Annotated in this window: 25 protein-coding genes and 2 pseudogenes; 15 read left to right on the forward strand and 12 right to left on the reverse strand. The window is 44.7% G+C overall.

Annotated features, from left to right (window positions below; genetic code table 11):
• Nucleotides 1-4: 4 nt before the first annotated feature.
• From QUB04_RS24675 to QUB04_RS24690, 4 genes are all read left to right on the forward strand, one after another.
• Nucleotides 5-1,141: an HNH endonuclease domain-containing protein gene (locus tag QUB04_RS24675; RefSeq protein ID WP_333288425.1), complete on the forward strand. Its 1,137-nt coding sequence runs from the start codon at nucleotides 5-7 to the stop codon at nucleotides 1,139-1,141.
• Between the two features lie 72 nt (nucleotides 1,142-1,213).
• Nucleotides 1,214-1,549 carry an aminotransferase class V-fold PLP-dependent enzyme gene (locus tag QUB04_RS24680; protein ID WP_333288427.1) on the forward strand — a complete coding sequence of 112 codons (336 nt, stop codon included), beginning with the start codon at nucleotides 1,214-1,216 and terminating at the stop codon, nucleotides 1,547-1,549.
• An 87-nt stretch (nucleotides 1,550-1,636) separates the two neighbouring features.
• Nucleotides 1,637-2,830, forward strand: coding sequence for a transposase (locus QUB04_RS24685; RefSeq protein ID WP_333288430.1), 1,194 nt, complete (start codon nucleotides 1,637-1,639; stop codon nucleotides 2,828-2,830).
• Entirely contained in the window at nucleotides 2,770-3,444 is a 675-nt protein-coding gene (locus QUB04_RS24690) for an aminotransferase class V-fold PLP-dependent enzyme (RefSeq protein WP_333288432.1), read from the forward strand. Before QUB04_RS24685 ends, QUB04_RS24690 begins: the two co-directional genes overlap by 61 nt.
• A 33-nt stretch (nucleotides 3,445-3,477) precedes the next feature.
• Here the strand turns inward: QUB04_RS24690 and QUB04_RS24695 are convergent, their stop codons facing one another.
• The gene (locus tag QUB04_RS24695; RefSeq protein ID WP_333288434.1) at nucleotides 3,478-4,362 is read right to left on the reverse strand and encodes a LysR family transcriptional regulator; all 885 of its coding nucleotides are present in this window, start codon (nucleotides 4,360-4,362) and stop codon (nucleotides 3,478-3,480) included.
• Nucleotides 4,363-4,473: 111 nt separating this feature from the next.
• On the opposite strand from QUB04_RS24695, the gene QUB04_RS24700 reads away from it, so the two are divergent.
• Both QUB04_RS24700 and QUB04_RS24705 read left to right on the forward strand, forming a co-directional pair.
• A complete protein-coding gene (locus tag QUB04_RS24700; protein ID WP_333288436.1) occupies nucleotides 4,474-4,962 on the forward strand; it encodes a GNAT family N-acetyltransferase in 489 nt (162 codons plus the stop codon).
• Between the two features lie 69 nt (nucleotides 4,963-5,031).
• On the forward strand, nucleotides 5,032-5,805 hold the full coding sequence (locus tag QUB04_RS24705) for a methyltransferase domain-containing protein (RefSeq protein WP_333288438.1): 774 nt from the start codon (nucleotides 5,032-5,034) through the stop codon (nucleotides 5,803-5,805).
• Between the two features lie 255 nt (nucleotides 5,806-6,060).
• Here the strand turns inward: QUB04_RS24705 and QUB04_RS24710 are convergent, their stop codons facing one another.
• The 6 genes and pseudogenes from QUB04_RS24710 to folD all read right to left on the reverse strand — a co-directional run bounded on the left by QUB04_RS24710 (nucleotide 6,061) and on the right by folD (nucleotide 10,420).
• On the reverse strand, nucleotides 6,061-6,819 hold the full coding sequence (locus QUB04_RS24710; RefSeq protein WP_333288439.1) for a calcium-binding protein: 759 nt from the start codon (nucleotides 6,817-6,819) through the stop codon (nucleotides 6,061-6,063).
• A 73-nt stretch (nucleotides 6,820-6,892) separates the two neighbouring features.
• Nucleotides 6,893-7,048: pseudogene (locus QUB04_RS24715) on the reverse strand (bifunctional 5,10-methylene-tetrahydrofolate dehydrogenase/5,10-methylene-tetrahydrofolate cyclohydrolase); the annotation flags it as partial.
• A gap of 308 nt (nucleotides 7,049-7,356) precedes the next feature.
• The gene (locus tag QUB04_RS24720) at nucleotides 7,357-8,154 is read right to left on the reverse strand and encodes a calcium-binding protein (RefSeq protein WP_333288441.1); all 798 of its coding nucleotides are present in this window, start codon (nucleotides 8,152-8,154) and stop codon (nucleotides 7,357-7,359) included.
• A 73-nt stretch (nucleotides 8,155-8,227) separates the two neighbouring features.
• A pseudogene (locus QUB04_RS24725) lies at nucleotides 8,228-8,395 on the reverse strand (bifunctional 5,10-methylene-tetrahydrofolate dehydrogenase/5,10-methylene-tetrahydrofolate cyclohydrolase); the annotation flags it as partial.
• A 296-nt stretch (nucleotides 8,396-8,691) separates the two neighbouring features.
• Nucleotides 8,692-9,465, reverse strand: coding sequence for a calcium-binding protein (locus tag QUB04_RS24730; RefSeq protein WP_333288443.1), 774 nt, complete (start codon nucleotides 9,463-9,465; stop codon nucleotides 8,692-8,694).
• 76 nt (nucleotides 9,466-9,541) lie between these two features.
• Nucleotides 9,542-10,420 carry a bifunctional methylenetetrahydrofolate dehydrogenase/methenyltetrahydrofolate cyclohydrolase FolD gene (folD, locus tag QUB04_RS24735; RefSeq protein WP_333288446.1) on the reverse strand — a complete coding sequence of 293 codons (879 nt, stop codon included), beginning with the start codon at nucleotides 10,418-10,420 and terminating at the stop codon, nucleotides 9,542-9,544.
• 144 nt (nucleotides 10,421-10,564) lie between these two features.
• Here folD and QUB04_RS24740 point away from each other — a divergent pair, with 144 nt between their 5' ends.
• Nucleotides 10,565-10,990, forward strand: a complete 426-nt coding sequence (locus tag QUB04_RS24740; protein WP_333288448.1) for a DNA-binding protein — start codon at nucleotides 10,565-10,567, stop codon at nucleotides 10,988-10,990.
• A 312-nt stretch (nucleotides 10,991-11,302) separates the two neighbouring features.
• A complete protein-coding gene (locus QUB04_RS24745) occupies nucleotides 11,303-11,725 on the forward strand; it encodes an NUDIX hydrolase (protein ID WP_333288449.1) in 423 nt (140 codons plus the stop codon).
• A 97-nt stretch (nucleotides 11,726-11,822) separates the two neighbouring features.
• Here the strand turns inward: QUB04_RS24745 and QUB04_RS24750 are convergent, their stop codons facing one another.
• Nucleotides 11,823-12,371 (reverse strand): LeuD/DmdB family oxidoreductase small subunit, encoded by a 549-nt coding sequence (locus tag QUB04_RS24750; protein ID WP_333042404.1) that lies wholly within the window; start codon nucleotides 12,369-12,371, stop codon nucleotides 11,823-11,825.
• Between the two features lie 178 nt (nucleotides 12,372-12,549).
• Here QUB04_RS24750 and QUB04_RS24755 point away from each other — a divergent pair, with 178 nt between their 5' ends.
• The 3 genes from QUB04_RS24755 (at nucleotide 12,550) to QUB04_RS24765 (ending at nucleotide 18,580) form a co-directional block, all read left to right on the forward strand.
• Nucleotides 12,550-13,416 (forward strand): hypothetical protein, encoded by an 867-nt coding sequence (locus QUB04_RS24755; RefSeq protein ID WP_333288450.1) that lies wholly within the window; start codon nucleotides 12,550-12,552, stop codon nucleotides 13,414-13,416.
• 816 nt (nucleotides 13,417-14,232) lie between these two features.
• On the forward strand, nucleotides 14,233-16,458 hold the full coding sequence (locus QUB04_RS24760; RefSeq protein ID WP_333288478.1) for an ATP-binding protein: 2,226 nt from the start codon (nucleotides 14,233-14,235) through the stop codon (nucleotides 16,456-16,458).
• 442 nt (nucleotides 16,459-16,900) lie between these two features.
• The gene (locus QUB04_RS24765; protein ID WP_333288452.1) at nucleotides 16,901-18,580 is read left to right on the forward strand and encodes an AarF/ABC1/UbiB kinase family protein; all 1,680 of its coding nucleotides are present in this window, start codon (nucleotides 16,901-16,903) and stop codon (nucleotides 18,578-18,580) included.
• A 185-nt stretch (nucleotides 18,581-18,765) separates the two neighbouring features.
• Here QUB04_RS24765 and QUB04_RS24770 read toward each other — a convergent pair whose 3' ends face one another.
• The 3 genes from QUB04_RS24770 to QUB04_RS24780 all read right to left on the reverse strand — a co-directional run bounded on the left by QUB04_RS24770 (nucleotide 18,766) and on the right by QUB04_RS24780 (nucleotide 20,020).
• Nucleotides 18,766-19,131 (reverse strand): DUF5615 family PIN-like protein, encoded by a 366-nt coding sequence (locus QUB04_RS24770; RefSeq protein ID WP_333288453.1) that lies wholly within the window; start codon nucleotides 19,129-19,131, stop codon nucleotides 18,766-18,768.
• Nucleotides 19,128-19,427, reverse strand: coding sequence for a DUF433 domain-containing protein (locus tag QUB04_RS24775; RefSeq protein WP_333288455.1), 300 nt, complete (start codon nucleotides 19,425-19,427; stop codon nucleotides 19,128-19,130). Before QUB04_RS24775 ends, QUB04_RS24770 begins: the two co-directional genes overlap by 4 nt.
• Nucleotides 19,428-19,747: 320 nt before the next feature.
• Entirely contained in the window at nucleotides 19,748-20,020 is a 273-nt protein-coding gene (locus QUB04_RS24780) for a hypothetical protein (RefSeq protein ID WP_333288457.1), read from the reverse strand.
• Between the two features lie 729 nt (nucleotides 20,021-20,749).
• Here QUB04_RS24780 and QUB04_RS24785 point away from each other — a divergent pair.
• Complete coding sequence (locus QUB04_RS24785; RefSeq protein WP_333288459.1) at nucleotides 20,750-22,210, forward strand: glycosyl hydrolase 108 family protein; 1,461 nt, start codon at nucleotides 20,750-20,752, stop codon at nucleotides 22,208-22,210.
• A 252-nt stretch (nucleotides 22,211-22,462) separates the two neighbouring features.
• The gene (gene galT / locus QUB04_RS24790; RefSeq protein ID WP_333288461.1) at nucleotides 22,463-23,551 is read left to right on the forward strand and encodes a galactose-1-phosphate uridylyltransferase; all 1,089 of its coding nucleotides are present in this window, start codon (nucleotides 22,463-22,465) and stop codon (nucleotides 23,549-23,551) included.
• Between the two features lie 59 nt (nucleotides 23,552-23,610).
• Here galT and QUB04_RS24795 read toward each other — a convergent pair whose 3' ends face one another.
• Nucleotides 23,611-24,003: a hypothetical protein gene (locus QUB04_RS24795; protein ID WP_333288463.1), complete on the reverse strand. Its 393-nt coding sequence runs from the start codon at nucleotides 24,001-24,003 to the stop codon at nucleotides 23,611-23,613.
• On the opposite strand from QUB04_RS24795, the gene QUB04_RS24800 reads away from it, so the two are divergent.
• Nucleotides 23,991-25,103, forward strand: coding sequence for a M24 family metallopeptidase (locus tag QUB04_RS24800; protein ID WP_333288464.1), 1,113 nt, complete (start codon nucleotides 23,991-23,993; stop codon nucleotides 25,101-25,103). The two genes, QUB04_RS24795 and QUB04_RS24800, sit on opposite strands and share 13 nt — an antisense overlap.
• A complete protein-coding gene (locus QUB04_RS24805; protein ID WP_333288480.1) occupies nucleotides 25,085-25,261 on the forward strand; it encodes a hypothetical protein in 177 nt (58 codons plus the stop codon). The genes QUB04_RS24800 and QUB04_RS24805 overlap by 19 nt, the downstream gene beginning before the upstream one ends.
• The last annotated feature ends 149 nt before the right edge of the window (nucleotides 25,262-25,410 follow it).

Below are 25,410 nucleotides of genomic sequence, written 5' to 3' on the forward strand. Positions count from 1 at the left end.
AGTTATGGTCAACAAAATTAATGAACTCCCTCAATCAGAGCAGTTAAATATTTCTGCTTTATCCAGATTATTTGGAAAAACTACAAACTCTTATAAATATCTATTTTTTATTTCTATTTTAGATATTTTGGACAGGCGAGGCTTTGAGGAAATGATGACTATTTACTTTAGAGATTTAATTGTTGAGATGCTGGCTAATGCTTGGTATCCCCATAATTACTTTAAATTATCTTTTGGAGTTCAAGATAAGATTAGTGAAAAACTAGGTTCGATTGAATTAAGTTTAAGTAGATTCAAAGAACCCGATAAGAAAGAATTACGCTCGGCAATTGCCGAGCAAAATTTAGATGAGATTCTGGATAGTATGAAAAGATATGTACCCTTTCGCCTGATTATACCTTTTTTAGAGCAGGAATTAAAAGGAATTGACCGTAATTATGCAGTAGATATTATTGTCCCAAAACTATCCATAAATTACTTTAAAACGCGCCAGCCTTTATACTGTTTTGACTCAACTGAATATAGACAGTGCCAAGCTATCGTCTTGCATCCAGAATGGATATATTATATAAAAACAAACTATTCAATAGTACGAGGCTGGGTATCGTGGAAGTGGCTTGAATATATGCAGCGTTGCAATCCCACTACACCAGCTATTGCTAATAAACTATTTCCACCACAAAACAGAGACTCACTAGCGAGCCAGACAAAATATTGGAAGTTAGTTTTAGAAGATGCTGATGTGAAGTGTATTTACTCTAACTTAACTTTAACTACAGATAGTTTATCTCTGGATCACTATTTACCTTGGTCTTTTGTAACTCACAATCAAATGTGGAATTTAGTTCCTACGCTTAAAGCAGTAAATTCTGCTAAATCTAACAACATTCCTTCTACAGAGAGATATTTTAATAAATTTGTTGAATTGCAACATTTAGGTCTGAACATTTCGCATGAGAAAATGACGACCCAAAAATGGGATAAATATGTTGAAAATTTCTTATTAGATTTAAAAATAACAAATAAAAAACATCTTTTGAATTTACCAATGCTGAGAGCAGCTTATCAATCTACAGTAACCCCTTTAATATCTCTAGCTACAAGTCAAGGGTTTAGGGCAGATTGGTATTATAAAAAATGAAGTTATTCACATTTTAGCTCATTAATTATAACTGATGATGGTGGTTCCCAAACTAAGCTTCGCCTCGCTGTATTGTCAGTTGAACACCAAGCCGTTTTGGATACTTGTTACGCGCTGGCTAAAAAGGAATTAGCTGAGATTATCAGGCTGCGGGTTGATTCAAAAGGTAGATTAGACTTAGACTATCTCGATCGAGTCTGTGCGTCGGGGCTGTCAATGCTCTGTGTGATGGCAGCCAACAACGAAATTGGTAATATTTACCCGATCGCAGAAGTTGGACAAATTGCTCAAAAATATGACATTCCGTTTCTGTGTGATGCTTCCCAAGCTGTAGGAAAAATCCCCATAAACTTTGAAGAGTGGGGTATTACTTACCAAAAAATTGGGTCTAAAGCCCCGTCCTTATAGGACGGCTTTAATTCATTAAACTATGAAGAATTGTTGAGGATACGAATTTGTAATTAAAAGTTTTTGTAAAAGTGGTACTATATTTCTATGAGAGTTTTAGAGTTTAAGTTAAAAGGCAAAGCGGAGCAATATCGAATCATTGATGACATGATTCGGACGGCTCAATTTGTCCGAAACAAAACTCTTAGACACTGGGTAGACAATCAAGGAATTAAACTCGTAGACCTGTACAAACAATGCGCCGTTATGGCGAAAGAGTTTGAATGGGCAGGCAAGCTTAATTCGATGGCACGTCAAGCTTCGGCGGAACGTGCCATTTTTGCTATCCAACGTTTCTTTGCTAATTGCAAAGCCAAGAAACCAGGGAAAAAGGGCTATCCACAGTTTAAAAAACATACTCGATCTGTTGAGTATAAAACTTCGGGTTGGGAACTTTCTCTCGACAAAAGATACTTGACACTCAAGGATGGTTTTGCTGCTGGAAAGTTCAAGTTAATCGGTAGCCGGGACTTGCATTTCTATGCACCCGATGAGATTAAACGAATCAGAATTGTACGTCGTGCCGATGGCTACTACGCCCAATTCTGCATCAATGTGGAGCGAAAAGAGGAATCTATTTCTACTGGCAAAGTTATCGGAATAGATGTTGGGTTAAACCATTTCTACACTGATAGCGATGGCAAAACGGTCGCCAATCCTCGCTACCTCCGAAAAAGCGAAAAAGCTTTGAAAAGATTGCAGAAACGTGTTTCTCGAAAGAAGAAAGGTTCGGGCAATCGGAAAAAAGCAATCAATAAGTTGGGAAGAAAACACCTGAAAGTCACGAGGCAGCGTAAAGACTTCGCCATAAAGACGGCGTTGTGCGTGGTAAAATCTAACGATTTTGTAGCCTATGAAGACCTTCAGGTGCGGAATATGGTGAAAAACCATAAGCTTGCTAAATCAATTAGCGATGCAGCTTGGTCACAATTTGCTCAGTGGTTGGAGTATTTTGGGAAAGTCTACGGCAAAACAATAAGTGCTGTAGCACCTCAATACACGTCCCAGGAGTGTTCAAATTGTGGCAATTTAGTTAAAAAAACCTTGTCAACTCGAACCCATATTTGTGGTTGTGGAACGATACTCGATCGCGATCATAATGCCGCAAAAAACATTTTGGCGAAAGGGTTGAAGCAGTCAAAAATTAATTTAAATACGGCGGGGCACGCCGAAATTCACGCTTGGGGACAGACCGATCTCTACTCAATGGTGGCGACATCAACGAGCAAATCGACTGGCTGATTCAAGAATCCCTGTGCCTTAAGGCCAGGGAGTGTCAATTAGCCATTTCTGCACACAAGCTGTACGGGCCTAAAGGTTCTGGGGCACTGGTTGTCAGGAAAGGATATCACCTAAAACCAATTATCTTTGGAGGTGGGCATCAGAAGGGGTTGAGGTCTGGAACTTTTAACGTTCCTGGTATTGTTGGATTAGGGGAAGCCTGTCGCTTGCGTCAGTTGGAAATGGAAGAAGATGAAAGGGCGATCGCCCAAAGCCGAGACAGATTACAAACCTTGCTATTAGAGAAAATTCCTGGTTTAGTGATCGACGGAGATGTCTCTTGTCGCTTAGCTGGTAATCTCCACATCTCTATCCCCGATGTTCCCAGCAGTGCGATCGTTGCTAGAGTTCGTTCTCAGTTGGCTATCTCTACAGGTGCTGCGTGCTCGTCTGGTGTGGAGGCTCCCTCTCATGTTCTTCAAGCATTAGACTTGCCTGAAAATTTAATTCAGGGCGCATTGAGGCTCGGTATCGGCAAATTTACTACAGGGTTGGAAATTGAACGAGCTGCTGAAATTATTGCAACTGCTTGTGCATTGACTCGCCAAGCTATGTTACCGCCAAATCGGCATTGAATTATTAAATAGTTTATGAAAAATAATTTTTAATTACTCAAATCCGCTAATGTGTCTGGCGACTTCCAAAAACCGCTGCACCGCCGCCGTTGAATCGCTGCGCCAAATCAGAGCGATCGCCACAATGCAGGTTGATTCTGGTAACGCTTTGTAAACAACCCCGCTGCGCTGAAAATTTTGCATTGATGCCGGGACGATCGCCACTCCCATCTCGGCGGCTACCAAGCTGACAATGGTTTGCATTTGAATTGCTTCTTGAGCTGCGATCGGGCTAAAACCTGCTTGTTGACAAAGACTGACGATCGCATCGTACAACCCCGGAGCCTGGGAACGCGGAAATAAAATGAACGGTTCCGTGGAAAGTTCGCGTAATTCAAGATGCGTGCGATCGGCCGCCGGATGCGTTTCTGGCAGTGCCACGATCAGCGATTCTCGAAAAACGATTTCAGAATTGATCCCATCTTCCTCAACCGGAGGGCGCACGAAGCCGATATCAATTTGCCCGAACCGCAGCCGCTGCAACTGTTCGTTTGTCGTCAGTTCGTGCAGTTCCAGCTTGACGGCGGGACACCGAGTGCGAAAAGCCTGCAAAATCGCTGGAACCACGTTGTGTGCTGCCGAACTCACAAAGCCGATTGTCAGTTGGCCGAGTTCGCCCCGACTGGTTTGTCGGCCGAGTTGAATTGCTCGATCGACTTGTTGCAGAATTTTCCCGGCCTCCTCGAAAAAAACCTGTCCCGCTGCCGTTAACTGCACCGTCCGCTTGGTGCGGCGAAACAGTTGAAACCCCAACTCTGCCTCCAAATGCTGGATTTGTTGACTCAGTGGAGGTTGAGCAATATGCAGTTTTTCCGCTGCACGAGTGAAATTCAATTCCTCTGCAACTGCAATGAAATAACGCAAATGCCGAAGTTCCATAGCTCCCCAATCATTGATATTTTAAAAGTATAAGTTGTTAGTTAAACATATATTGGACATTTATGAAGACATTTAATACAGTGATTAATAGGCGAGATTGAGAATTAAACAATGGCTAATTTGGATATCAAAATTAGAGAAGCAGAGCTGGCAGATTTGGAATTAATCCTGGATTTTATTTCACAAAAAAGCGAGTTTGATGGATGTAAAAATCTGTTGAAAGCAACAGCCGATAAATTGCAGAAAACCTTGTTTTGCCAGCCTCCGCTAGTGCGGGTTTTGTTGGCGGAAGTTGCGGGAAAAGCGGTAGGATTTGCTCTTTTTTATTCGTCCTATTCAAGTTTATTGACGCAGCCGTGCCTTTGGCTTGATGATTTATTTGTGCAAGCTCCTATGCGCGGTATGGGAGTCGGGACAGCGCTGTTAAAGTATTTGGCACAAATTGCTGAGTCAACAAATTGCGGCCGTATGGAATGGACTGTTAATACTGCAAATGCGCCCGGAATTGCTTTTTATGAAAAGCAGGGAGCCCGGATTTTGGAAAATATTAGAGTTTGCCGTATTGATGGGAATGCAATTAATCTGCTTGCTGGCAAATAATTTAATAACGAACCGCGAAGGCGCTAAGAACGCGAAGAGAAGAGAAAAAAAGAGGAAAGAAGAGAAGAGATGTCAGAAAATTATTGGAATTCAGCTCTTTATGAGCAAAATCATGCTTTTGTTTGGCAGTACGGCGAATCACTTTTGGAGTTACTCGCTCCGAAGGCTGGTGAACAAATTCTGGATTTGGGCTGCGGTACGGGACAGTTAACTGAAAAGATTGCTCAAAGTGGTGCTTGTGTGCAAGGTATTGATTCCTCTTTGTCGATGATTTCCACGGCAAAAGTTAACTATCCTCACATTAAATTCGCTGCCGCAGATGCGAGGAGTTTTAAAGTAGGAGAGCCGTTAGATGCTGTGTTTTCTAATGCGGTTTTGCACTGGATTAAGCAGCCGGATGCTGTGATTAATTGTGTGGAAAAAGCGCTGAAGCCGGGAGGGCGTTTTGTGGCTGAGTTTGGCGGTAAGGGGAACGTGGGGGCGATCGTCCGGGCACTTTTGAGTGTTTTGTCAGAAATTGGCTGTGAGGAGCCTGAAGCGCTTAATCCTTGGTATTTTCCGAGTATTGGCGAGTATGCTGGGCTTTTGGAAAAGCAGGGATTTGATGTGGGTTATGCGGTTTTGTTCGATCGACCGACTCCCCTAAAATGTGGCAGCGCGGGTATGGTAAATTGGATTGAGATGTTTGCTGGCGGGTTTTTGTCGGGGTTGTCTGATGATGTGCGATCGCAGGTAATTAACTCCGTTGAAGAGCGTTTGCGATCGGCGCTGTACCGCGATGGTAATTGGAGTGCAGATTATCGCCGAATTCGCGTTGTTGCTGTCAAAAATTCCTCACGGTAAATCATAGTGATTAGTGATTTCGCTCGGAGCTTGAAATCGTTACTAAACCAACTTTCGTACGCCGAGGCGGACTCAAAGAGTAAAGAATTTTACAGGACTTATGCTGCATAGCCAATTTTTACATGACCCATAGTAGTAAGGTGCGTATTTCGCACCCTACTACTAGCGTTTCTGCGTAAGTCCTGTAAATATCAGCAGTTAATTTAGGGCTAACAATATGATAAGTTTGTCAGCTCACCACTGATTGTCCTGAATTTAGAAACCCTGAACGGAAACAATGCTGCTTTGTAGTTCATTAGGCGTTACATTGCCTACAAAACCTAAAATCGCGTTAGAATTTCTGACTCTGATGAGAGTTCCTGAAGCAGAGCCGCTGAATTCGCTGAGGAAAGCTGGAGGAACCAATAATTGTAAAGCTTCCAACAAATCGAACCTAAATGTTAATGTCACATTCTGTAGCGGCTCCAACACTATATCATTGACCGTTAAGCCACTCGCTAATCCAATGCGATCAAAATCAGGATCAAAATTTAGGAGCACATCTGTAGAATTGATATCTGTAGTGGCAGGATCTATTCCCAGAAGGCATAAATTATTGCCAAACTGACACTCTAAGACGTCTCTGCCCAAGCCGCCAACCAGAGTGCTATTCCCCTCTTGGCCGTCTAAAAAGTCATTGCCTCTACCCCCAAATAAAATATCCTCGCCAGCCTCTCCAAGAATAAAATCAGCATCTAGACCACCACTGAGGCAGTCATTTCCATCAGATCCATCCAGGTAATCTCTTCCTTTTCCCCCAAATACCGAATCGTTGCCTGCAAAACCTCGGAGAGAATCTTCCCCTTCATTTCCCAGGATTAACTCGCTAGCCCCTGAGCCATTTACTGTATCGTTGCCATCGAGGGCCCAAGCTCCTAAAGGGAAGTTGTTTAGATCTCCAGGAGTAAGTTGAATGAATTCCGAGGTGTTGTCGCCAATTAAGCGCATCCCTGACGCATCCGGTTTTAAAGCCATAGCTAAAATCTTTGTGTGTTGGTAGATTACTAACCCTACTTGAGCCAATACTGGCTCACAAGTTGGTCCCAATTCAATTAGAACCGTATTCAATATAACTCGAAACGGTATTTTCCAAAAGCATAGCAACAGTCATCGGCCCGATTCCTCTCGGCACCGACGTGATAAATCCGGCTACTGTTTTAACAGCATCAAAGTCCACATCTGGGGCCAAACGGCTCGTACCGTCTGGATTGACGACGCCGAATTCGCGTTGTTGCTATCTTAAATTCCTCACGCTAAATCTTAGTGATTAGTGATTTCCATCCGAGCTTGAAATCGCTACTACACCAACTTTCGTCCGCCGATGCGGACTCAAAGAGTAAATAATTTTACAGGACTTACGCTGCACAGTCAATTTTTACAGAACCCATAGTAGTAAGGTGCGTATTTCGCACCCTACTACTAGCATTTCTGCGTAACTCCTGTAAATATCAGGAGTTAATTTGTGGCTAACAATATGATAAGTTTTTCAGGCCACCAGTGATTGTCCTAAACTTAGAAACCCTGAACGGAAACAATCCTGCTTTGTAGTTCATTAGGCGTTACATCGTCTACAAAACCTAAAATCGCGTTAGAATTTCTTACTCTGATGAGAGTTCCTGAATAAACTCCGGTAATTCCGCCTCTGGGTTGAGTTCCTGAAGCAGACCCACTTGCGCCGGCCGGACCTGGAGGGAGTGATGGTTGTAAAGCTTGCGGCAGATCGAACGTATATGTTAATTCCACATTCTGTATTGGCTCCAACACTATATCATTGACCGTTAAGTCACTCGCTAATCCAATGCGATCTAAATCAGGATCAAAACTTTCGATTATATCACTAGAATTGATATCTGTAGTCGCAGGGTCTATTCCCAGAACGCATAAATTATTGCCAAACCCACCACTTAATAAGTCTCTGCCCAAGCCGCCAACCAGAGTGTTATCCCCCCCTGCGCCGCTTAAAGCATCATTGCCTCTACCCCCAAATAAAATATCATCGCCAGTGTCTCCAATAAGAATATCAGCATCTAGACCACCACTGAGGGAGTTATTCCCCTCCAGTCCAGACAGCAAATCTCTTCCTTTTCCCCCAAATAGAGAATCGTTGCCTGCAAAACCTGCGAGAATATCTTCCCCTTCATTTGCCAGGATTAACTCGCTAGCCCCTGAGCCATATACTGTATCATCCCCATCGAGCGCCCAAGCTCCTAAAGGGAAGTTTGTTAGATCTCCAGGAGAAAGTTGAATGAATTCCGAGGTGTTGTCGCCAATTAAGCGCACTATCCCTGACGCATCCGGTTTTAAAGCCATAGTTAAAATCTTTGTGTGTTGGTAGATTACTAACCCTACTTGAGCCAATACTGGCTCACAAGTGGATCATAATTCAATTAGAACCGTATTCAATATAACTCGAAACGGTATTTTCCAAAAGCATAGCAACAGTCACCTGCCCGATTCCTCCCGGCACCGGCGTGATAAATTCGGCTACTGTTTTAACAGCATTAAAATCCACATCTGGGGCCCCACGACTCGTACCGTCTGGATTGACAACGCCGAATTCGCGTTGTTGCTATCAATAATTTCTCACCGTAAATCTTAGTGATTAGTGATTTCGATCCGAGCTTGAAATCGCTACTACACCAACTTTCGTCCGCCGATGCAAACTCAAAGAGTAAAGAATTTTACAAGACTTACGCTGCACAGTCAATTTTTACACGACTCATAGTAGTAAGGTGCGAAACACGCACCCTACTACTAGCGTTTCTGCGTAACTCCTGTAAATATCAGGAGTTAATTTGTGGCTAACAATATGATAAGTTTTTCAGGCCACCAGTGATTGGCCTGAAATTAGAAACCCTGAACGGAAACAATGCTGCTTTGTAGTTCATTAGGCGTTACATCGTCTACAAAACCTAAAATCGCGTTAGAATTCCTGACTCTGATTAGAGTCCCTGAAAGACGTTCGCTATTTTCCCTTGCCCGCTCTGGAGACAGGAGTAGTAAAGCTTGCGGTCCATCGAAACTAACTGTTATTGTCACATCCTGTACCGACTCCAAAACTATATCATTCACCGTTAAGCCACTGGCTAATCCAATAATATCAAAACCAGGATCAAACAATCCGATCAGATCACTAGAATTGATATCTGTAGTGGCAGGATCTATTCCCAGAACGCATAAATTACCGCCAAACTCACAACTTAATATATCTCTGCCCAAGCCACCAACCAGAGTGTTATCCCCCCCTGCGCCCTCTAAAACATCATTGCCTCTACCCCCAAATAAAATATCATTGCCTAAAAGATTATCGCCAGAGTCTCCAATAAGCCAATCAGCATCTAGACCACCACTGAGGCAGTCATTTCCATCCGCTCCATACAGGCCATCTCTTCCTTTTCCCCCAAATACAGAATCGTTGCCTGCAAAACCTATGAGAAAATCTTCCCCTTCATTTCCCAAAATTAACTCGCTAGCCCCTGAGCCATTTACTGTATCGTCGCCATCGAGCGCCCAAGCTCCTAAAGGGAAATTGGTTACATCTCCAGGAGAAAGTGCAATGAATTCCGAGGTGTTGTCGCCAATTAAGCGCACTATCCCTGATGGATCGGGTTTTAAAGCCATAGCTAAAATCTCTGTGTGTTGGTAGATTACTAACCCTACTAATTGAGCCAATACGGGTTCACAAGTTGGCACCAATTCAATTAGAACCGTATTCAATATAACTCGAAACGGTATTTTCCAAAAGCATAGCAACAGTCATCGGCCCGATTCCTCCGGGCACCGGCGTGATAAATTCGGCTACTGTTTTAACAGAATTAAAATCAACATCTCCGACCAAACGACTCGTACCGTCTGGATTGACGACGCGGTTAATACCGACATCAATTACTACTGATCCAGGTTTGACCATATTAGCTGTAATCATTTCTGTGCGGCCGACTGCGGCTATTAAAATATCGGCTTGATTGGTAATCGATTCTATGTTTTGCGTCCGCGAATGAGCTACAGTAACAGTGCAGTCGGCTTCTAACAGCATCAGCGCCATCGGTTTACCCACCAAAATACTTCGGCCCAAAACAACGGCATTTTTTCCTTTTAAATCAATCTGGTATTCCTGCAATAACCGCATCACTCCGGCGGGAGTACAACTCCGCAAACCTTCCTCCCCACGCACCAGACGGCCTAAATTTACAGGGTGAAGTCCGTCAGCATCTTTGTCGGGGGCAATTTGGTACAGCAGGGCAATTGCATCTAAGTGTTCTGGTAGCGGTAATTGAACTAAAATGCCATCTACTCGATCGTCCTCGTTGAGTGCACGAATGGCAAGTTCTAGTTCGGCTTGAGTTGCGTTTGCGGGGTAATGCTGGCCGAAGGAAGCTATGCCAACTTTAGCGCAGGCTCGCTCTTTATTGCGAACATAGGCTGCACTAGCTGGGTTGTCCCCCACCATCAGCACCGCAAGTCCCGGAGGACGCCCCTTTTGGGGTTGTAGGGCACGGACTCGATCGCTCAGCTCGCTTTGAATCTTTGTCGCTAAAGCTTTGCCATCTAGTATTTGAGCAGTTTTGGCATCCATTGTAGACTCTGGGTTAGGGGCTGACGATTTTAGATTTTAGCTTAATCCCCGCCAAGGACTACACTAGAGAAATTTCTTACTTGCGATCAATTCTGGGGATTCTGTTAAAGTAAGTCGTATCTCAAATCTCAAATCAGTTGACCAATGACTACTGCAATTAAGCAAGTTTGGGTTCAAAGATTCTGTACCAGCTCTTTGTCGCTAATCCTCGCCAGCGGTTTCTTCAGTTGCGGCAATTTACCCATGTCTCAACTTAATCTTGGCTTTAATGTTGCTAGCATTGGCGACGTTCAACAAAAGCGGCAAGTGGATGCTGAAGTTTATCTCCGGGGAAAGGTAGAAAATCGCGCTCCATTTGTAGGGAATGCGGCTTATCAACTTGACGATGGTACTGGCAGTATTTGGATTTTAACCCAGCAAGAGTTGCCCCAGCTTGGCGATGAAGTGTTGCTGAAGGGAGAAGTCCGCTACAAGAGTATTACTCTGAAGGAATTGGCCGGAAAAGATTTAGGTGAAGTTTATGTTGAGGAAATGGAACAATTAAAGCGCACTCCAGCGGCCAATAAATAAAAATAGGAAGATGCTAATTTGTTTCAATAATTAAGTACCTCCATTTGATAAAAATCCAAGGTCTGTAGTTGCGCCCCAGCGCTATGGGTATGTTTATTTATGCTGAAAGTCGATCGACTATAATATCCTCGTCGGGGCGGGTTGATCAGCTCTTTTGTTTATATTACAGATTACGGTTTACCTGCCTCTACTACACCAACTTCTCTCCTCTCTCGTACCTAACTTCTTCCCTTTTCCTTTTATCCTCAATATCCCTGCGTTAAATCCGTTAAATCCGTTAATCCCCTACATTGCTCGTTTCATAACTTTCTTATGACTAAAATTCACGTTGCGATCGCGATTTTGTACCAAGACGGCAAGTTTCTCTGTCAGTTGCGAGACGATATTCCTCATATCAGGTATCCCGGACATTGGGCTTTGTTTGGCGGACACTTGGAACCGGGAGAAACTGCCCAAGTGGCTGTATTGCGGGAATTATCAGAGGAAATTGGCTATGCTCCTCCAAGTGTTTCTTTTTTCTGTTGCGATGTGGAAAAAGATGTGGTTCGCCACGTTTTTCATGCACAACTTAGTGCAGATGTCAAAGATTTAGTTTTGCTTGAGGGTTGGGATATGAAGTTGTTAGCACCCGATGATATTCGGGCGGGCAAATGCTTTTCTGAGCAGTCAGGAGATGTGCGACCTTTTGGGATTGCTCACCAACGTATTTTGTTAAATTTTATTGACTCGATTTGAGAAAATTGGCACGCACCTTACATTGCAGGGGTTTGAGGAGGGAGATATTTGTAAGGTGCGATCGGGCGTGCACCCTACATTGCAGGGGGTTTAACAGTTAAGAGCGAGCCGCAATCATTCCCGTTTGGCGCGCGTAGTCAAACAACCCTCCGGCATCAATCACTGGCCCTACTTCTCCTAACGGCTTGAGCGAGAAAGTTCGATCGAGAGTGTGGTTGACAATTACCTCTGCTGTAAAGTCGATCGTCACTTCTTGGCCCGTTACAAACAAGTCGCAGAGCCGCTCGACTGATTCGATCGGGTACAATTCGCCAGTAGCCGAGCAATTGCGAAAGAAAATGCGCGCGTAAGACAAAGCCACCACTGCTGTGACGCCAGCGGCCCCCAAAGCTATCGGAGCGTGCTCCCGCGAAGAACCGCAGCCAAAATTTTCGCCCGCTATGATAATCGGATACCTAGTTTTCTGTTCACCGGATTCGATAAACTTACCGTAGCGATCGGGCAACCCAATCATCGCGTAACTGCCTAGTTTCTCGTACTCGTCCGGCTTCGAGGGAACCAGGGTCAGGTATTCGGCCGGGATAATTTGATCTGTATCGATGTTGTCGTCTACAACAAAAATTTGACCGCTAATTACTTTACCCATAGTTTATTTCCTGTTAGCCTCGCTCGATGCTGTGGTGATAATTTTAAGTGGATCGGTATGCAAGATTTGCATCTGTTCATTTTAACCTGGCAGTGTCAGTGATAACCTGTATGAGTAAAAATTAGATCCGAGACTTTGGGTTAACAATTAACAGATTGCTAAGCGTCAAGATAGTTTTATGGCAAATCCAATAGATGACATTGCTCGACAAGCTCGCGAGGGCTCGGTTGCATCGATTATTCAAATCCTTAATGACGAACTGGCACAGGTAGGCGTCAGGGCCAGAGCCGTGTTTGCAGACGGGGTGCTGCAACTGCTGTGCGAAGCTGCAACGCCCCAACTGCTCGAAGAGTCTAGTTTGGTCGATCGAGTCCGAGAAATTTTGGAACGCATTTCGCCCCACAATATTCGCCGAGTCAACATCAACAGTCGGCTTGTCCGAGAACACCAACTGCTGTGGCTGGAAGAAATTAGCCGCGATCCCGAAAATCAACTGTTGTGGTCTCAAGAAATTAAACTCCGAAAGCCTAATTTGTTCAAGCGTTTAGCTCTGAGCAACCATCACGAACGCCAAGCTCTCGCAGGCAAGCGGGCTTTGCCGAGAATGGCTATACCTCGATCGATGCAGCAACCGCGGCAATTTCAGCGCGGTATCGTCGGCGGCATCAGCTTGAGTGTGCTGTTGCTAGCTGCTGCCGCCGCCATTCACAAAGGGCTCAATTCCCAAGTGCCAAACAGCACACAAGCTACCACCCAAGCAGTTGCCACTAGCCCTTCCTCGGAGGCAAAACCTGCTTTGAAAATTTCTAAGGAGACTGTTGACTCTTTTGCCCAAGCAGTGCGAGTAGCCGAACAAGCAGCCACCGAGGGCAAAACCGCTCAATCTCGCCAGGATTGGTTAGTCGTAGCTGCTAAGTGGCAGCAAGCTTCCGATTTGATGGCCGCTGTGCCTTCCAAGCATCCCCGCTACACAACGGCTCAGAACCGGACGGCACTTTACCGCGAAAATAGCGATAAAGCCCAACAGGAAGCACAAAATAATTGACATACCTCCTCGTCCTTTCATGAGCGAGGATTCCTTAACGCTTCACAGCAACGCGCTACCAAAGTAGTCTTACCGTCGCTCCCCGTCTGTTTAGAGTCTCCCAATGCCCGCTAGGCGACTATGTTTCGTTGTACTCAAGCAAAAAGCTTGGTGTCTTCAGGGTTGCAGTTAAGCATTGCCCCTTCAAACTGTCTAGGTGCGCTCTTATCGTAGCTATTTCAACGCGTCTTGAGCCTGTAGACTTCTCTATTCTAGCTCAAAGCCGTCGTAGAACGACGGGGTTTTAGACCCATTTTTCTGATAAATTTAACAAGAGAGTTCGCCGCGCTGCTCTAGGTGTGGTGAAAAATGAGTTGTTGAGTAAAAACTCGGAAACTCTCAGCCGGCGTTATGAGTCATAATTTGGGGATTTTGAATTTTTGCGATCGGCGTTACTCGATCGGCCCATTTGTATCAAAATAAAATTTGTTAAGATCACAAACTTAAAGAGGAAACATCACAGGGTGAGGAGATGGGTGTCACTAAGCGGTCTCTAGAAAAGCTTCATACTACTAATAACCGTCAAAATTAGCGGGAATGGGATTGATAATCATCCGGTAAAGGATGGTAAAGTTCATCCCGTACAGATCGAAGGGTAGAAAACAGGAAAATAGAACTCAGTCAGATCAGGGTATATTTTCACATATCGATCGACCCGCCGATCGGCTGCACAAACACAGAAAACCGGCTCATAACAGTCAAGCCGACAGTTATGGATAGGTTCTATATTTGCAGCGCGAGTCGGCTCAAACATCTTAGAATAAAGGCTTGGTTGCCATGATCGATCGCCAGGGAAGTCAAGAGTTTACTTCGATCGACCGATCGCCGTCAGAGTCTTGCACTTTGCATTTACCGCAAATCCCAGAACCAGTATCAGTCCAAAACTTTTTGGATCGTCTTATGCAGTTCCAGGTCGATCCTGCCCTTCTCGGGCGACAAATTTCCCAAATTCTCGCGACCAGCTTCGATCGAGAAATCCTGCTGCTGCAAATAGCCAATACTTTGGGGGTTGCATGGGGGGCAGATTTCTGTGTGGTTGCTGCTGTGGTTGACCAGAAAGTAGTACATCCGAATGCTTACTGGCAAAATAGCAGTGATTTTCCCTATGTGGCTGGTGTTGCCGATTCCACTGAAACACCGGAACACCCCCAAACCACCAGATTAAAACCGCCTAGCATATCACTCGAACATCCCCTTTGGGCAAATGTCCTAGCAGACGGCGAGATAGTGACGATATCCGACTATCTTGATATTCCGGCAACTTCATCGTCCAATGCCCCTGTGACTGCGCTGCCTTTTCGGGCAATTTTGGCAGGGCCTGCGCGATTTGGAGGGGCTGTAAATGGCATGATGATTCTTGGTAAGTTGCAACCTCACGAGTGGTCGGTAGCCGATCGGCAGCGCCTTGAAGCAGCATCAGAGGCGATCGGCAGTGCGATTTCTCACATTCAAAAAACTCAAGAAATTGCCAGCTTAAACGCACAGTTACAGGGACAAGCTAAATACAAAAATCTACTCAGGTCAGTTGCTGCCTCGATCGACACAAATTCAGAAGTCGATCGAATATTGCAGCAAGTTATTGAAAATACCGTCGCTACCCTGGAAGTAGATAGAGGCCAAATCCTCCTATTGAAATATACAGATCCTCTATTTACAACTTGCTCCCCCAATCAAACTCCCAAAGCGAAAATCGAATTAGTTTGCGAATCCGTTGTAAAAAAATATCCAAACAAACAGCCAATAGCACAAAGCACTGCCGGAAAAAAAAGCTCAACATCCAAAACAAAAAACAAGGATAAAACTGCTAATTCCCCATCCAAAATCCCGACCTCAAAACCAAATACCTCTCCCGCTTTTTGGCTGTCAGAATCTAATTTGTGCCACCAAGCATTCCACAGCGCACCCAAACCCCTAGCCCTGGCTGACGCAGGCGAATTAATCGGCAAAGAACAAGAAGCAGCCACAGAAATTTTGAAACTCCAAGGCATTCGCGGCTTGCTGCTGGTTCCCCTCACGGGCGGTAGCTGCCAGGAAACAGTTTTGGGTTTCTTAGTTTTGCAGCACTTTGATCCGCGCACTTGGAGCCCGGAAGAATTAGAAGTTCTCGAATCAGTCAGCGCTCAAGTGAGCAAGATGATTATCCAAACTCAAAGGCTTAAGGAATTGCAAAGCGTAGTCTTCGACAGAACCGCTCAGTTGCAGCAAAGTCTCGACCTGCAGGGGAAACTGTACGAACAATCTGCCAATCAGCTAGAGCAAATGCGGAAATTGAAGCTGATTAAAGACGAGTTTCTCAGCACTCTGAGTCACGAGTTGCGTACCCCTTTAACAATCATGAAGCTGGCGATTCTCATGCTCAAACAAGCTGAACTGCCGTCAGCGAGTCGGACTAAGTATCTCGACATTCTAGAACAGCAGTGTTCTAAGGAAACTGCTCTGGTTAACGATTTGCTAGCCCTCAAGCAGTTTGAGCCTCAGCAAGTCCCGATTTCTCTAATCAAAATCGATCTCAACCGTTTATTTCAAGATTTAGTTAGGGATTTTGAAAAACAGTGGGCGGATAAGCAATTGACTCTGAAGGTGGATTTGCCCAAGTTGACCCCTTGCTGGGAAACTGACCCGGACATTCTCAATCGGATACTGCTGGAACTGCTGACGAATGCTGGAAAATACTCTGCTTCTGGAACGGCGGTAGTTTTGGAGGTGTCTGAGGCAGCCGGCTATATTGTCCTGAGCATTTCTAATTTCGGGCCCGGCATTTCGGCTGCTGATTTGCCCCACATCTTTGACAAGTTCCGCCGTGGCACTGGCATTACTGACCAAGCTATCGCCGGTACGGGTTTGGGTCTGGCTCTGGTAAAGTCTTTAGTGCAGCACTTGAATGGTACTATTGATGTATCTAGCTGTCCTGCCGAAAGTTCAGAAGCTGACAATTTGTGGCGCACATCTTTTACTCTGACTCTGCCGCAATTAGCAGCGGAACTCTGTAATGTAGAAGAATAGTTCGGTTGAGAAGCTGCTGGGAATTGGCAGCGAACAGGCGAAACTAGAAGACTTGCCAGAAGAGGCAGATTTGGAAATGTCGTAAACGCTACCAAGTCCTCTGTTTTGAATGGTTTGTCTGGTTGCCCGTCTAAATTGCCGGTTCTCCATTGCTGATTTTCCCCAGGACTTATATTATGTCGGGTTATTGGCCCGTAATTAGCGCGTGTTTGTAGTGAGTACGACTGTCCTCTATTTATTAATTAATCAGGACTGGCATTACTTACTAGGAACTTAATTATAATTGTATAGCCGGAGATGATATTAGGCAGTAGAGACCAAAGAAACTGAGTTTTTTAACTGTTTCAAAGGTCTGCAACCCGTCTTTTCGTACAAGCCGGTTTCTGCGTCCTGGATAGTCCCTAAAAATTGTCACGGTGCATGGAATTTGATCGCCAATATTATGCTCACAAAAGCTGCACCTAAAACCCTGCGTTGGCAACGTTCTAAATATTCGCCACTGGCACGGCAAATAGACATTTTTGCAGCGGCGGGAAAGTTTATGTTTTTTTTGTGGTGGGACGCACTGCTGCAAAATAATTCGCCTCAAACTAGGAGAATTCGCGCTCATTGGTTGGTCAATACTTTGCTGAATTTAGGCCCGACTTTTATTAAAATCGGGCAGTCTCTCTCGACTCGGGCGGATTTGTTGCCGCTTGAGTATGTGAAGGAACTCGAACAGTTGCAGGATCGGGTTCCTCCGTTTAGTTCCGAAGAGGCGATCGCTCTTGTAGAATCAGAGTTAGGCAAGGATATTTATGCTTTGTACCGCGATTTTGACCCGTCGCCTCTGGCGGCTGCGAGTCTGGGACAGGTGCACAAAGCGAGGCTGCACACCGGGGAAGATGTGATTGTAAAGGTGCAGCGTCCGGGTTTGGAAAGTTTATTTGATTTAGATGTGAAGGCGGTGCGCCAAGTGATGCGTTTTTGCGATCGCTATTTGCCTGGGACGCGCAAGTATGACCTGGAATCTATTTATCACGAGTTTTTTAAGATTTTATATCAAGAAATAGACTACCTGCAAGAAGGTAAAAATTCCGATCGCTTTAGCCATAATTTTCGAGAATATCCTCAGATTATTGTCCCGAAAGTCTACTGGCAATACACTACTAAAAAAGTGCTGACTCTAGAATACGCACCAGGTATTAAGGTGGACGATCGCATTAGTTTAGAGGCGATTGGAGTCGATATTGTGAAGCTCAATCAACTCGGGATTTGCTGTTATTTGAAACAGTTATTAATTGACGGCTTTTTTCAAGCTGACCCGCATCCGGGAAATTTGGCGGTGACAGAAGATGGTAGCTTAATTTTTTACGATTTTGGGATGATGGCGGAGGTGAAGTCTCTGGCTAAAGACCAAATGGTCAAGACTTTTTTTGCTGTGATGAGAAAGGATACTGACGAGGTACTCAATACTTTAATTACGATCGGCTTGGTTGAGCCGATGCCGGATATGATGCCGGTACGCAGGCTGATTGCTTTTCTGTTGGATAAGTTTATTGATAAGCCGATCGACTTTCAAGCTTTTAATGAAATTAAGAACGAACTTTACATCATGTTCGAGCAGCAACCGTTTCGGTTGCCTGCAGAAATGATGTTTATTGTCAAGTCCGTGACGACTCTCGACGGCATTGCTAGAACTCTCGACCCTGACTACAATTTCCTAGCATCCGCTCAGCCTTTTGTCAAGAGTATTGCGGTGAGCAAGGGGCGGGGAAGTGCGATCGGAGAATTGGCAAGGCAAGCACGAAGTTTTATTACATATAAGTTACGGCAGCCGAGCAAATCGCAAGTTTTTCTCAAGCGTTTGGAGCAGCGAATTGAAGAGGGCGAACTGCAAATTAGAGTGCGAAATCTAGAGAGCGAAAGAGCCTTGAAACGCATTAATTTAGCCCTGAAAACTCTAATTTTCGCTTGTTTGAGTGGTTTTGGGTTTTTGTCGGGTGCAGTGCTGCTAGTGGGCGGATATCAAACGGGGGCGATCGCAGCTTTTGCGGTTTCGGGATTCGGTGGCTTGTTTGTGTTGCGCTCGTTGTTAGACTTGTTGGTTAAGGAAAAGCTCGATCGCATGGTCGATCGATAAATATAGTGGGTAATTGGGAATTGCGATCGTAGTCACGACGAAGAGTCCTCATTTCAAGGACTAAAATTTGCTACCAAGAGCGATCGACCGTTCGGGGGTTGAAACCGCTACTACACAAACTTTCGTCCACTCCCAGCGGACTGGGGATGTAAAGACCTTCATCGGATTTTAGTTAATCAATATTTTTACTCTTGAGTCCAATCACTGATAAACTCTATCTGATTTTGCATTTCTGCTGCTGACTTGGCAGAAATCAGACTCAAAATGCGACGCATTTGTTCTCCCACAGAATAATTTTGCTGTCCTAAAATAATTCCTGCATGAGAATCACCTCTTTCTAGCCAATTAGTATGGATTCGATAAAAATCCCTAGTGTTGAAACTATAAATTACCCTTTGATTCGCAAAAGCCCAACTCAGTTGAGCTTCATCACTGCGAGATAACATTCCTGTTTCGGCAACGGTAATTACATCTACACCGCGACTTTGTAAAGCTTGCAATAGTTTTTTGCTGCGTGAATCTTCATCTAAGTAAAGACGAATTTGGCTCATGCTGTCTCCTGCATTTTTAGCTTGTTTAATGCTGCCAAACGTTCATATTCCGCTTGTTCAGCAGCTAAATAAGCTTCAATTTCTGCTCGATTTGCGTGATAATAAGTTAGTGCAGCATAAACCTGCGCTAGGGTGAGATGATCCAAATCGGCTGCTATTTCCTCAGCACTATTACCTTGTTTGTATAAGGCTACGATTCGCTGCACTGATGTGGCAGTACCTGCAATGATAGGGATGCCACCGCGAAGATCCGGATCGCGGATAATTAAAGTGCCAATATCAGTTAAAGTTGGCATAGGTGAATTTGGGTTGAAAAATTAGAATTTAATTATAGCATAAATTTATTATCATTGAATCTTGTCTGCTTAATTTATGAAATCGCTATAGATTACGGCTTAAATACCCGTTTATTTCTTAGTCCCCCTCTGCTGGGACGAAAGTTTGTGCAGATCGCGATTTCAATATCCGAATCATCAAGGGGTAACCAACCAGAATTTGGTATAAGTCGATCGCGAAAACAGCTTTTGAAAGTGCCTGGATGCTCTACAATCGGGAAAAGTTCGCCGAAACTGCACAACTGTTTGAGGATTTTGTGCACCTAAATCCGATCGGATAGCTACAATTTATCTCGATCGCTGCCGACAACAATTATAAAAGTAATATAGCCGAAAGCTTTACCGATGCCACCGAGTCCAAAAATACCAATTAAACGATAGGGCTCTTCAAGCATCGAACTTTCTAGCGTTTGCAGTTCCTTTTGACGATCGTAAAACCGGGAAAAGTCGATCGCTTCACCCCAATCTTGCTGAGCTTGTTGCGATTGTTGGTAGCGACGCAAAACAGCTTGAATATTGCACTTGGAGACTGGTTCGCCCAAGATTTGAGACAAACTTCGCCACAAATGCGAACCCACTTGTTTGATGTAAGCTGTTGTGCATTTAAATTGAATGTCAAAAAATAATCTAAGTCTTGTGGGGTGGGCCTAAGAGCCCGCCCTGAATATGCAATTTAAATGCGTGACAGCTTAGTCGTATTCGTAACCTAGCGGCTGGGCAATTTCCGAGTAGGAATGTTCCGCCCAAGTTTCCAGAAATACAGCAGATTGCAGATCGTTAAGTTTTTGTCCGTGGTTAGCAGCTTGGGGAGCATCTCATATTTGTAAAAACAGTTCTTCTGGCTCCTTCCTTCTTCCTTCTTCCTCTTTTCTCCTGGCTCCTGGCTCCTGACTCCTAACTCCAATTTCTAGCGGAGGGCTGCTTTCATTGAGATGCTCCCGCAGCTTGTAAAAGCCGATCGACTATTGTCAGCGCTTTTTGTCCTCTCATCGCCACTACCTTGACTTATTATTTTAAGTTTACTGGCTTCTCACCCGCTTGCCAGTAGCGTTTCAGGAAACCGTATAACAACTTTACAAAACTCACTCACTTTTTCTCATTGACAGGGCGATCGGGCGTGGGTTAAGCTGTTGTGCATTTAATTTGTATGTTGAGGGCGGGCTCTCCTGCCCAACCCCTACTCCCCACAAGAGGAAAAATTTATTTTACTATGCAATTTAAATGCGGATTAGCTTATCTATTTAATAGCTTTTAAAACAAGCTGTACTTACTGGAAATAAATTATGGCTATTAATCATAACGTTCCGTATTTCAGTCAAGAAGATAACCAGATTGAACCTTGGCGCACCTGCGGCCCTACGAGTGCAGCAATGTGCTTAAAGTATTTTAATGTTGCAGATTTAGGTTCCTTCCCGCAGTACGAAGATGACGTTAAAGCACGTTTTGATAGACTTGGCATAGATCACGGTGCTCCCGATGGAATCAGGAGGTTATTAGAAGGTTTAGGGCTAAGAGATGATTTGACCCTGAAGGGAAGTCTCTCAGACATTACTCGCTCTCTTGATTCTGGTGAAATATGTATATTGCATGGCTATTGGACGGGTCCTGGTCACATTTTGGTTATTCGTGGTTATAACGACAAGGGTGACTTGTTGGTCAACGATCCAGCAGGAGAATGGTTCTACAGTGGGTATAGTAAGAATTCACAATTTTCACCAGATAATAAAGGTGAAAATAAACTATACAGTCGCAGGTTGATATCCTCTGCTGGTAATGCCTTTAGCCTGCGCGAGGCTTTGGTTTTTTATGACACTTGGGATAGTAGCAAGATCGAATCTACTGCAACAATGTGGCTACATAGAGTTTCTCTTCAGCAAGGAGGCGGCCCTAAGCCACGCGATATATCAGGAGAAAAAAAGGAGCCCTCAAAACTTGGGGAAATCTTGAAAAATAACCGAGTAATTAATTTGAACGAACTCACTGCTGACCAAGAATTAGTTCGGGAAATCCAAAGCCGACTTAATGCTATTGGTCTGCTGAAATTGTCTGATGTAGATGGCAATTTTGGGAATGTTACTAAGAATGCGCTAACTCGTTTTACCGATTCAGTATTCCTCAACAACATGAATACTGGCTTATTTGGGAAGACCTTCTTCCAAAAACTTATGGAGATCCGGGGTACGCCTATTGTAATTACTTTTCCTATCGATCCGCCCGGTTCTTTGCCGAAAAAACTTGCGACGGCACTTAAATTTACCTTGAAATGGGAAGGAGGCTTTGTCGATCACCCATTTGACTTAGGCGGGCCGACAAACAAAGGAATTACCCAGAAAACTTATGACAGCTACAGGATCGCCAAAGGACTCCCCACCAAGGACGTGAAGTTTATTGAGGAGGTCGAAGTGATGGAAATCTACTCCGAGATGTATTGGGAACCATCTGAGGCTGATTCAATGATATTGCCTCTAGCTATAGTGCATTTTGATACTGCTGTCCTTTTTGGAGTAAGGGGTGCTGTCGAGTTTTTACAGGAAGCATTAGGAATTACTGCTGATGGAATTTTTGGGCCGCAAACTGAAAGTGAACTGCGACCTAACAATAACAAAGAAACAGCCTTGAAGATTATCGCTGGAAGAATTGCTTACCATCGCTGGAGAGTTAGGCAAAACTCTTCCCAGGATGTCTTTTTGCAGGGTTGGCTGAACCGTGCTAATGCCTTGAGAGAGTTTATCACAGAGCTCTAGAGAAAAACTGAACTAAATTTAGCAAAAGGTTTGTCTGTTAATTGAGGAGCGATCGCATCTGCTTTTAAAGGCAAGGTGCGCTCAAACCCCCGTGGGTTTCAACCCCTGGCGGACTTGCGGACGATCGGCTGACGTTCGTACTGCCAACTAAACTTGTTAACATAATTTGCGACTTTAGGTAGGGGCGGATTCTCAAAGCACGAAGTTATACTCCTAAAATATATTAAACCCGATCGCCCGCCCCTACAAAAAATGTACGCCCAAACATTGCTAAAACCAGACGGCCGCCCACTCACACTGTACAGTCGCTACCCCATCCCAGAAGGTATCGCGGCCGTAAGTCCCAGCAATGAACCCGTAGAGGCAAACCCGCACTTTCGGTGGCATCCTTTGCGGGGGGAATGGGTAGCATACGCCAGCCACCGTCAGGGAAGAACTTTCATGCCGCCGCCGGAATACAACCCGCTGGCAGCTACAATTAACGCTAAGTTTCCGACAGAATTGCCGCCGGGAGATTACGATGTAGCAGTGTTTGACAACCGCTTTCCCTCGCTGACTTTGCAAGCAAAAAACGCACCTGCAAATATTGTCGAAACTTTGCCCGCCAAGGGCATTTGCGAAGTCGTTGTTTTTACTCAAGATCCGCTGGCTTCCTTGGGTGGTTTGGAGTTATCTCATTTGGAATTATTGTTAGAAGTATGGGCCGATCGCACTTCAGTTATTGGCAGTAATCCAGAAATTCAATACGTCTTGCCCTTTGAAAATCGCGGCGTCGAAGTCGGAGTAACTTTGCACCATCCCCACGGTCAAATTTACGCTTATCCGTTCGTGCCACCGGTGCCGGCACGGATGTTAGAATGTCAATCGGTTTACTATCAAAAAAACAGTAGCGGTTTGCTGCAAGATTTGATTCAAAAAGAGATTTCCGACAACCAGCGAATTATTTATTTAGACGAAGAGGCGATCGCCTTTGTCCCCGCTTGTGCCCGCTACCCTTACGAAGTGTGGATTGCCCCGATCGCCCCCGCTGCTACATTTGTCGATTTGACGGAAAAACAGCGCCAATCACTCGCTAAAGCCTTAAAAACAGTCACCCTCAAATACGACGGTTTGTGGCATCGCCCGTTCCCTTATTTGATGGCTTGGTTTCAAGGGCCCACAGACGGGAAACCCCATCCAGAAGCGCATTTGCACGCCCAATTTTATCCGCCCTATCGATCGAGCGATCGATTAAAATACCTAGCAGGAACCGAACTCGCCGCCGGAATGTTTGCCAACGACGCTTTACCCGAAGAAAAAGCTAAAGAATTGCAAGCAGTATCTATCGATTTTGGATTTTAGATTTTAGATTTTAGATTTTAGAGATTGTAGATTTTAGATTTAGGAAATGTTAACTAAAATCAGTGATTTTCTTCCTTCTTCCTTCTTCCTTCCACCCTTCTGGGGCAGCGGGGAGTTGACTTCTTCCTTCTTCCTTCTTCCTTCTTCCTTCTTCCTTCTTCGTTCTTCGTTCTTCGTTCTTCGTTCTTCGTTCTTCCTTCTTCCTTCTTCCTTCTTCCTTCTTCCTTCTTCGTTCTTCGTTCTTCCTTCTTCCTTCTTCGTTCTTCGTTCTTCCTTCTTCCTTCTTCGTTCTTCGTTCTTCGTTCTTCCTTCTTCCTTCTTCGTTCTTCGTTCTTCGTTCTTCCTTCTTCCTTCTTCGTTCTTCCTTCTTCCTTCTTCCTTCTTCCTTCTTCCTTCTTCGTTCTTCCTTCTTCGTTCTTCCTTCTTCCTTGTTTCATATATGATAAACTCATTAAACCCAGAAGTTGAAAGCAAACTCGAATTCATCCGCAAAGCCTTAACCGAAACAAAAGCGAGATCCCTTCGCTTGCGAGGCACTGACTGGTTTGCCTGGGCCACAGCCGGCGGTTCCCATACAGTATTGCTAACCGCAGAAACTGGAGTTGCAGAAATATTAATTACCGCCGAAAACGCTTGGGTTCTCACCGATGAAATTGAAGCTCAACGTTTGCAAGACGAGGAATTGCCAGCCAACTTTCAAATGCACATCTATCCTTGGGCTGAGGTTGCACAGCGCGAAGCTTTCGTCAAAAAAATTACTGGTGGCGGTAACGTCATGAGCGATCGACCAAATTCCCAAGAAATGCCAATAATCGCATCTTTACAATCCCGCAAACAGACAATGATGTCAAGCGAATTAGAGCGATATCGGCGAGTCGGGCGTTTAGCCAGCGAAGCGATGACAGAGGTACTTTCCGCCGCCAAGCCCACATGGACAGAATATCAGCTAGCGGGAGCCGGTGCAGAGGCTTTGTGGGCGAGAGGTTTGCATCCAGCACTTACCTTAGTTGCTGGAGAAAGGCGTTTGCCGCTGTACCGCCACGCCACAGCAACCGCCGAACAAATTGGACGACAAGCAATGTTAGTATTTTGCGCGAGGGGAGGGGGTTTGTATGCAAATTTAACAAGATTTGTCTGTTTCGATTTTCTTGGGGAAAAGCATTCAGAGTTGCACCGACAAGTCAGAGAAATTGAAGCAGCGGCCCTAAATTTTTGCCGACCGGGAGTAACGCTGAATGCGGTTTATGATACGCTTAAAACTACTTACGAAGAGCACGGATATCCTCAAGCAATTGCGGAACACCATCAAGGCGGAACTACGGGATATTTGGCGCGGGAAATTGTGGCGAATCCGGCTACTTCAGATATTTTGGCAGAAAATATGGCTGTGGCTTGGAATCCGAGTTTGTCGGGAGCAAAAATTGAGGATACGTTTTTAATTCACAGCGATGGAACGTTGGAAAATTTGACTTTTGATCCGAATTGGCCGAGTGTAGAAGTAGCGGGAAGGTTGCGCCCTGTGCCGCTGGAAATATGGAACGATCGACCTTAGTCAATCTCAAGCAGTACCGAGCGATCGCAACGCGCTACGACAAACGCCCTGCAAACTTTTTAGGTGCAATTTATCTAGCAGCTTCTGTCATTTGGCTTAATTTAGGACACGCCTTAGAGGAAAAAAAGGACACTACCCTACAAAAGGCATTAAATTGAGTTCGCATCGCCTTACTTAATGTTTTGTTACATACTGATGATTTTTTCCGCCGACTTACTTAAGGAAAAACGCTGCTACATAAGGGTTTCCAGAACTTGTAGTCATGTAAAAGATTTTTCAAAACCTGCAAAGTCTCATATCGCTTCCG

Source organism: Microcoleus sp. D2_18a_B4, assembly GCF_036702475.1.
Classification (GTDB): Bacteria; Cyanobacteriota; Cyanobacteriia; order Cyanobacteriales; family Microcoleaceae; genus Microcoleus.

What these genes read in the sequence shown, in the direction of transcription:
- QUB04_RS24700 (WP_333288436.1), top strand. Translation starts at nt 4,474, where the DNA reads ATGGCTAATTTGGATATCAAAATTAGAGAAGCAGAGCTGGCAGATTTG.
- QUB04_RS24710 (WP_333288439.1), bottom strand. Translation starts at nt 6,819, where the DNA reads ATGGCTTTAAAACCGGATGCGTCAGGGATGCGCTTAATTGGCGACAAC.
- QUB04_RS24720 (WP_333288441.1), bottom strand. Translation starts at nt 8,154, where the DNA reads ATGGCTTTAAAACCGGATGCGTCAGGGATAGTGCGCTTAATTGGCGAC.
- QUB04_RS24675 (WP_333288425.1), top strand. Translation starts at nt 5, where the DNA reads ATGGTCAACAAAATTAATGAACTCCCTCAATCAGAGCAGTTAAATATT.
- QUB04_RS24785 (WP_333288459.1), top strand. Translation starts at nt 20,750, where the DNA reads ATGGCTATTAATCATAACGTTCCGTATTTCAGTCAAGAAGATAACCAG.
- QUB04_RS24730 (WP_333288443.1), bottom strand. Translation starts at nt 9,465, where the DNA reads ATGGCTTTAAAACCCGATCCATCAGGGATAGTGCGCTTAATTGGCGAC.
- QUB04_RS24770 (WP_333288453.1), bottom strand. Translation starts at nt 19,131, where the DNA reads ATGAGCCAAATTCGTCTTTACTTAGATGAAGATTCACGCAGCAAAAAA.
- QUB04_RS24765 (WP_333288452.1), top strand. Translation starts at nt 16,901, where the DNA reads ATGCTCACAAAAGCTGCACCTAAAACCCTGCGTTGGCAACGTTCTAAA.
- QUB04_RS24805 (WP_333288480.1), top strand. Translation starts at nt 25,085, where the DNA reads ATGGAACGATCGACCTTAGTCAATCTCAAGCAGTACCGAGCGATCGCA.
- QUB04_RS24705 (WP_333288438.1), top strand. Translation starts at nt 5,032, where the DNA reads ATGTCAGAAAATTATTGGAATTCAGCTCTTTATGAGCAAAATCATGCT.
- QUB04_RS24745 (WP_333288449.1), top strand. Translation starts at nt 11,303, where the DNA reads ATGACTAAAATTCACGTTGCGATCGCGATTTTGTACCAAGACGGCAAG.
- QUB04_RS24740 (WP_333288448.1), top strand. Translation starts at nt 10,565, where the DNA reads ATGACTACTGCAATTAAGCAAGTTTGGGTTCAAAGATTCTGTACCAGC.
- QUB04_RS24695 (WP_333288434.1), bottom strand. Translation starts at nt 4,362, where the DNA reads ATGGAACTTCGGCATTTGCGTTATTTCATTGCAGTTGCAGAGGAATTG.
- QUB04_RS24755 (WP_333288450.1), top strand. Translation starts at nt 12,550, where the DNA reads ATGGCAAATCCAATAGATGACATTGCTCGACAAGCTCGCGAGGGCTCG.
- QUB04_RS24750 (WP_333042404.1), bottom strand. Translation starts at nt 12,371, where the DNA reads ATGGGTAAAGTAATTAGCGGTCAAATTTTTGTTGTAGACGACAACATC.
- QUB04_RS24795 (WP_333288463.1), bottom strand. Translation starts at nt 24,003, where the DNA reads ATGAGTTTATCATATATGAAACAAGGAAGAAGGAAGAACGAAGAAGGA.
- QUB04_RS24685 (WP_333288430.1), top strand. Translation starts at nt 1,637, where the DNA reads ATGAGAGTTTTAGAGTTTAAGTTAAAAGGCAAAGCGGAGCAATATCGA.
- galT (WP_333288461.1), top strand. Translation starts at nt 22,463, where the DNA reads ATGTACGCCCAAACATTGCTAAAACCAGACGGCCGCCCACTCACACTG.
- QUB04_RS24800 (WP_333288464.1), top strand. Translation starts at nt 23,991, where the DNA reads ATGATAAACTCATTAAACCCAGAAGTTGAAAGCAAACTCGAATTCATC.
- folD (WP_333288446.1), bottom strand. Translation starts at nt 10,420, where the DNA reads ATGGATGCCAAAACTGCTCAAATACTAGATGGCAAAGCTTTAGCGACA.
- QUB04_RS24775 (WP_333288455.1), bottom strand. Translation starts at nt 19,427, where the DNA reads ATGCCAACTTTAACTGATATTGGCACTTTAATTATCCGCGATCCGGAT.
- QUB04_RS24760 (WP_333288478.1), top strand. Translation starts at nt 14,233, where the DNA reads ATGATCGATCGCCAGGGAAGTCAAGAGTTTACTTCGATCGACCGATCG.